This is a genomic window from Pseudoalteromonas sp. TB41 (assembly GCF_000497975.1).
GTDB classification, from domain to species: domain Bacteria; phylum Pseudomonadota; class Gammaproteobacteria; order Enterobacterales; family Alteromonadaceae; genus Pseudoalteromonas; species Pseudoalteromonas tetraodonis.
Map to the genome: position 1 here is coordinate 1 of NZ_AUTH01000053.1, position 5,803 is coordinate 5,803.

4 protein-coding genes are annotated in these 5,803 nt (G+C 38.6%); 2 read left to right on the top strand and 2 right to left on the bottom strand.

From position 1 onward, the window contains the following. The first annotated feature begins 51 nt into the window (after nucleotides 1–51). Nucleotides 52–1,598, top strand: a protein-coding gene (locus tag L641_RS0107800) for an IS3 family transposase (protein ID WP_139016074.1) whose coding sequence is annotated in 2 segments (ribosomal slippage) — nucleotides 52–532 and nucleotides 532–1,598 — 1,548 coding nt in all. Because the reading frame shifts where the segments join, the coding sequence is not laid out codon by codon here. Nucleotides 1,599–2,110: 512 nt separating this feature from the next. Here L641_RS0107800 and L641_RS0107810 read toward each other — a convergent pair. Continuing rightward, complete coding sequence (locus tag L641_RS0107810; RefSeq protein ID WP_024601603.1) at nucleotides 2,111–2,911, bottom strand: hypothetical protein; 801 nt, start codon at nucleotides 2,909–2,911, stop codon at nucleotides 2,111–2,113. Between the two features lie 98 nt (nucleotides 2,912–3,009). On the opposite strand from L641_RS0107810, the gene L641_RS0107815 reads away from it, so the two are divergent. Next, complete coding sequence (locus L641_RS0107815) at nucleotides 3,010–3,903, top strand: response regulator (protein WP_024601604.1); 894 nt, start codon at nucleotides 3,010–3,012, stop codon at nucleotides 3,901–3,903. 783 nt (nucleotides 3,904–4,686) lie between these two features. Here L641_RS0107815 and L641_RS0107820 read toward each other — a convergent pair. Further along, a complete protein-coding gene (locus tag L641_RS0107820) occupies nucleotides 4,687–5,724 on the bottom strand; it encodes an IS110 family transposase (RefSeq protein ID WP_024600855.1) in 1,038 nt (345 codons plus the stop codon). Between the last annotated feature and the right edge of the window lie 79 nt (nucleotides 5,725–5,803).

The window sequence follows — 5,803 nt, forward strand, 5'->3', positions numbered from 1 at the left end:
CCCCCTGTGTCAGGATAGTTGTCGCCTCTAACTTTTAATAGAGGCAATAAAATGAGACGTCGATTTACACAAGAATTTAAAGTTCAAGCTGTTGAAAAAGCATTATCTCAATGTGATGATGTTCGCCTAGAAGATATTGCGTTTGATTTAGGCATCGGTTATTCAACCTTGCAACGATGGATTACGCTTGCTAAAAAACATGAACTTGAAACTAAAAATAATGGTAGTCACATGACAACAGAAAAACGCCCTCATGACTGGAGCTTAGAAGAAAGGCTTAATGCCATTATTGAATGTGCGAGTTTAGATGAAGCAGCTCTTAATGAATATTGCCGTGCTAAGGGGCTTTACCCGCATCATATTAAACAGTGGAAGCAAGATTTAGTAACACCACCTTCAAATAAAACAGTAAAGTCAGACAGTAAACAGCTTAAGCAAGAAATAAAGCAACTGCAAAAAGAACTGAATCGCAAAGATAAGGCCTTAGCTGAAACTGCCGCTCTACTTGTACTCAAAAAAAAAGCGGATGCGCTTTGGGGTTTCAACGAGGACGATTAACCAGCTCAACTGAACGTCATGAACTGATAAAGCTCATTACCGACGCGCAGAAATCAGGGGCAAGGCAAGCAAAAGCATGTGAGTTACTTGGTCTAACGGCAAGAACAATTCAACGCTGGATTGAAGCTGATGATATGACAGATAAGCGAACGAGTACGATAAAGCGACCACCTAACAGGCTAACTGAATTAGAGCAACAGCGTATTATTAAGACAGTAAATTCAATAGAATACGGACATTTACCACCCAGCAAGATAGTCCCTAAACTATTAGATAAAGGTGTGTGGATAGCATCAGAAAGCTCGTTTTATCGTGTTATGAAATCACATAAATTATTAACACACAGAGAAAAAGTTAAACCAAATAAAAAGATAAAAAAACCAAAAGCGCTCAAGGCAACACGTGTAAACGAAATTTATACATGGGATATCACATATTTGCCAACAGCGGTTAAAGGTCAGTTTTTATACTTATATTTAGTGATGGATATTTATAGTCGAAAAATAGTTGGTTGGCAGGTTCATGACACACAGCTAAGCACACTGGCGGCTGATTTAATGGTAGATATTTGCAGGCGAGAGCAGGTAAAGCCAGATCAAGTCACGTTGCACTCGGATAATGGCAGTCCAATGAAAGGGGCAACGTTATTGGCAACATTGCAGGAGTTAGGTATTGTGCCTTCATTTAGCCGACCGTCAGTGAGTAATGATAATCCTTATTCTGAATCGCTATTTAAGACGTTAAAGTATCGCCCAGAATACCCTGAAAAAGCCTTTGAAAGCATCGGTAGTGCAAGGAAGTGGGTTAACGGATTTGTTGATTGGTACAACGATGAGCACTTGCACAGCGGTATTAAATTTGTCACGCCAAACCAGCGTCATTTAGGATTAGATAAAGCGATACTAGCGAACCGTCACCGAGTAAATGAAATAGCGAAATTGCAGAATCCAATTCGTTGGTCAGGAAAATCTAGAGATTGGACAATGACCAATGAAGTAAATTTAAATCCAGAGAAAAAAGAAGCAATGCGGGCGGCATAAAATTTAATTTGATGCGACAACTAACTTGAAAAACTCCGATACTCAGCAAAGATAACGTTGCACTATATGGTAGTGACTAGCTAAAAACAGCTTTTTTTTATCTCTTCCTCTAAAAGCGCAGCGTCTCCTCGCCCTCTTTGTGCATAAATCACTAAAAGGTCTTATTCTACAAAGAGAAGTGGATGAGGAGCAAATGAGAAACCAAAACCATCAAATAGCTTTGTTTTATGTCTTCCTCTGAAAGCGCAGCGCCTCTTAGCCCTCTTTGTGCATAAATCACTAAAAAACCTTATTTAACAAAGAGAAGTGGATGGGAGGCTTCGGGCTACGAGGCGCGAGTAAAATGCTAATGCCCATAAATACGCGATATGAAATCGCTTCTACAGGGCAATATATGGCTTTTTTACGTTCACTAAAAGGTCTTATTCTACAAAGAGAAGTGAATGAGGAAAGAATGAGAAAACACAGCCATAACGTGTACTAGCTCAGACTGCAAAAAACAAAGTCGTTTGCTAACTTGGTTTTTGGCTATTTTTCATCATTTCTAAATAGCGCCCTTCAATGAATTTTTTCTCTTTTGTAAGGTGTTTAAGTGCGTACTGTGTTTTTTCTAGCTCTTGCTTTAGAGTATCTAATTCCTCACTACTTTCTGGCCCGTCTGTTTGTAACTGCAATTGCTGTAGTAGTTGGTCTTGCTCTGCAATTTGCCTTTTATATTCGTTTAAAGTGTTAAGTAGTCTTGTTTGATCGGGCGTTGAGGATATATCTGTGCTTGATGTTTTATCACTATTTTCGCTTGCGGTTTTAAGCGCTTCGTAATCTGCTTGTAACTGGTCTTTTTCTTCTTGAAGCACAGTCACTGCATCATATTGTGCATAGAGTTTTTGACGGGTAACTTTTAATTTTTCAACACTTTTATCGAGATCCCCTTTTAGTTTGCGAATTAACTGATGCGAGCGTTTTAATTTTTTATTGAGATCATCAATTAGCTGTTGTTCTTTTTCGGTAACATGATCTTTGGTTGATGAAGTAACCTCTGTTAATTGTTGTTGTAACAGCATTTGTACACTGATTAACTCAGCGATAGTTTTTCGATTATCGTTAACATAGCTCATGGCATTGTCAACAGACTCTCTGCACATAGCTAACGTCGCATCATCCATTGCGCCGTTACTTTTAACCATGCTAAGTGCAAATGCCCTAAACTCTCTGAGTATCAGTAAAAGAATATAAAACCACGCGGCTAAAATAAGTAGCCCAAAATTTATAGCAATATAATGATAAACCTCAGGCGGAAATACGGCATATGGCATTATTTAGTTATCTTAAATTAAGTGTTTATTTACTAGAGTTTAGCGCTGTCAAAAAAATCTGCCATAATAACAACAACATTTAAAAAAAAGTTACCTGTGTGAAAATACTTATCGTGGATGATAGCCATGCAACACTTGAAATAGTACGCCGAGGGTTGGAAAAGTTTGGCTATCGGAAGTTATTAATAGAAAAAGCCAACAATGCTAAATCAGCGTTAACGCTGATTGGTAGTTGGCACCCCGATATTGTACTTACAGACTGGCATATGCCTGATATGTGTGGAGTTACGCTATTACGTGCAATAAAGCAAAGGCAACTTAATATAATAGTAGCAATGCTGACCACTGTTGATGAAAAGTCTCAAATTGAAGAAGCTATTAGCTTTGGTGCATCTTTTGTTTTATCAAAGCCTTTCACCGACGCGCAACTACACGATAAATTATTGCCTTTAGTACAGCTTGTTGAAAATAACGAAATCATCCCTGATGAAATTGAATTAAACAGTGATTTAGCGTTACCAAAACTGTCGCAATTAGAACGTTTGTTTCATAAACATATAAGTCAGTCCTTAATCGTAAACACGATTCAACCGCAGGTATTTGATGAGTCTAAAGTACCCTGCGTCATGGCTGTTTATGAGGATCCAAAAAGTCAAAAAGTACGTGCCATTGCCATACTTGATATTTATGCCGCCTGCGTAATGGCAAGTGGCTATAGTAGCTTGTCGGCTGAAGATATCAGTAACTCTATATTGTCAGGCGTTGTGACGAATACAGCATTAAGCGCATGTAAAAAAGCGTTAACGGAAACGGCTTTTGCCTTTTTAGACAAACGAACACGCGTTAGTTTACAAATCAAAACGGTCAAAGTGATTACCACGCCTTTTCGTAAACTCACTTTGCTGTATAAAACACCTGCTGAAAAGCGCATTGATTTTAGCTGCCAGCTTGAGGGCATGGCACAAGGTAAAATCATGTTGGTTGGCATTTAGTAAATTAAACACAACGTATTTACCTTTATCAAAGAAGTTTAAATTTAAAAACACCCTGCTCCTACAAAAGCGCAGCGTCTCTGCACCCTCATGGTAAATCAATCACTGAAGTAGCTTATTACACAAAGAGAAGTGAATGAGCAGTAAATTAGTAACCTAAACCACCAAACAACCTTGTTTTATACCTTCCTCTAAAAGCGCAGCGTCTTCTCGCCCTCTTTGTACATAAATCACTTAAAAACCGTATTCTACAAAGAGAAGTGAATGAGCAGTAAATTAGTAACCAAAACCACCAAACAACCTTATTTTATATCTTCCTCTAAAAGCGCAGCGTCTCTTCGCCCTCTTTGTGCATAAATCACTTAAAGACCTTATTTAACAAAGAGAAGTGAGAGCTACGAGGCGCGAGTAAGCTAATGTCCATAAATACGCGATATGAAATCGCTGCTACGAAAGACATTTACTGCTAAAAACAGTTTTTTCACCACAGAGAATCCCGAGGCGCTTTGCGCTACACAGAGATGGATTCATATCTTTTAAGTATTTCTCTGTTAACTCTGTGTTCTTATATGGACTCCCCGTTTTTTGTCAACGAAGTATTTATTAAATAAAGATTAGATGCTGGCTTATATACGGACTCTATTTGGGGAGCTACCCCTGGTCACTTTAATGTATTCGCCCCTTTATGACTTTTCTCGGTGGCGGTATTTTATACCTAGGCACGGAACAGTCTCTTAAAGGTCAGTCTTACCCTGATTTTAAACGCTCTTTGTTGACAAAAATTTAAGCCGTTAATAACGTTGGCTGATAACATTCGTTTTTCTTTAGCATTGCAAATGCGGTTCTGATTGTTTTATTAGCCAATGCTATCGCTGCCACTTTTTTACCACGCCTTGCAATTAACTTTTTAAGCCATTCGTCTTTTTCTGTACGGCTCGCTCTTTTTACAACATGTGTGACAACAGCTAGTGCACCTTGATATAACGTGCTACGTAACTTTTTATTTGCCGATGTTCTTGAAATTGAGCCAATTCTTTCTTTGCCACCAGAGCTATGCTGAACTGGCGTTAAACCAGCGCAGGCTGATGCTTCCCGCCCATTTTTAAAGTGTTCTATACAACTAAAGTAAACTTTCAACATCATTGAACCTACAGGCCCAACACCTTCCAGTTTTTGAAGTCGCTCGCATACCTCATCATTTTTGATTTCTTCTTCAATGAGCTTTTCTAGCTCTCTAATTTCTTTCATAACACTTTTGAATTGTTCATTCATTATTTTTAGAGACGCTCTAAATGCCATAGGTACATCTAAATTTGTATCTTCGAGCAGACTTTCCACTGCATCAATCAACTTATTATCTGATTTAGCTATTGGGATACCAAGTTCCAACAAGCAACCTCGTTGCAGATTCCCCAAGGCTACTTTTTGCTTTACAAAGTGCTCTCTCATTGCTGACATGGCTTGTAAGCACTGCTCATTTATGCTTAATAATCTACTCGGTTTAACTGTTGGTTGTTGAGCTGCAATACCAATAGCTAAAGCATCATTCGCATCCGTTTTTTGGCCTTGTCTAAATGCTTTTACAACCCGTGCAGACATTGGCTTAACTGTATGGCCTGCCTCTTTCGCTTTTCTTGCCCAATAATGCGTGCCACCACATGACTCCATCGCCACTAATGACTGCTTTTCTGACGCCAATAATTGAAGTAGCTTTTGTCGCGATACTTCTTTGTTGTATATAACCTGTCGATCTTGACCTATTTTACAAACTTGATAATTATTTTTTGCTAAATCAATCGCAATAACGTTAAGATTCATCATGTATGGACTCCTTTAGTAAAAGTTTTGTCACTTATTACGTTACCCCTCGATGGGAGGGGAGTCCATACATCTCGGTGGT

Bases quoted from the DNA above. Each gene is read 5' to 3' on its own strand.
- L641_RS0107820 (WP_024600855.1), bottom strand. From the start codon at position 5,724: ATGATGAATCTTAACGTTATTGCGATTGATTTAGCAAAAAATAATTAT.
- L641_RS0107810 (WP_024601603.1), bottom strand. From the start codon at position 2,911: ATGCCATATGCCGTATTTCCGCCTGAGGTTTATCATTATATTGCTATA.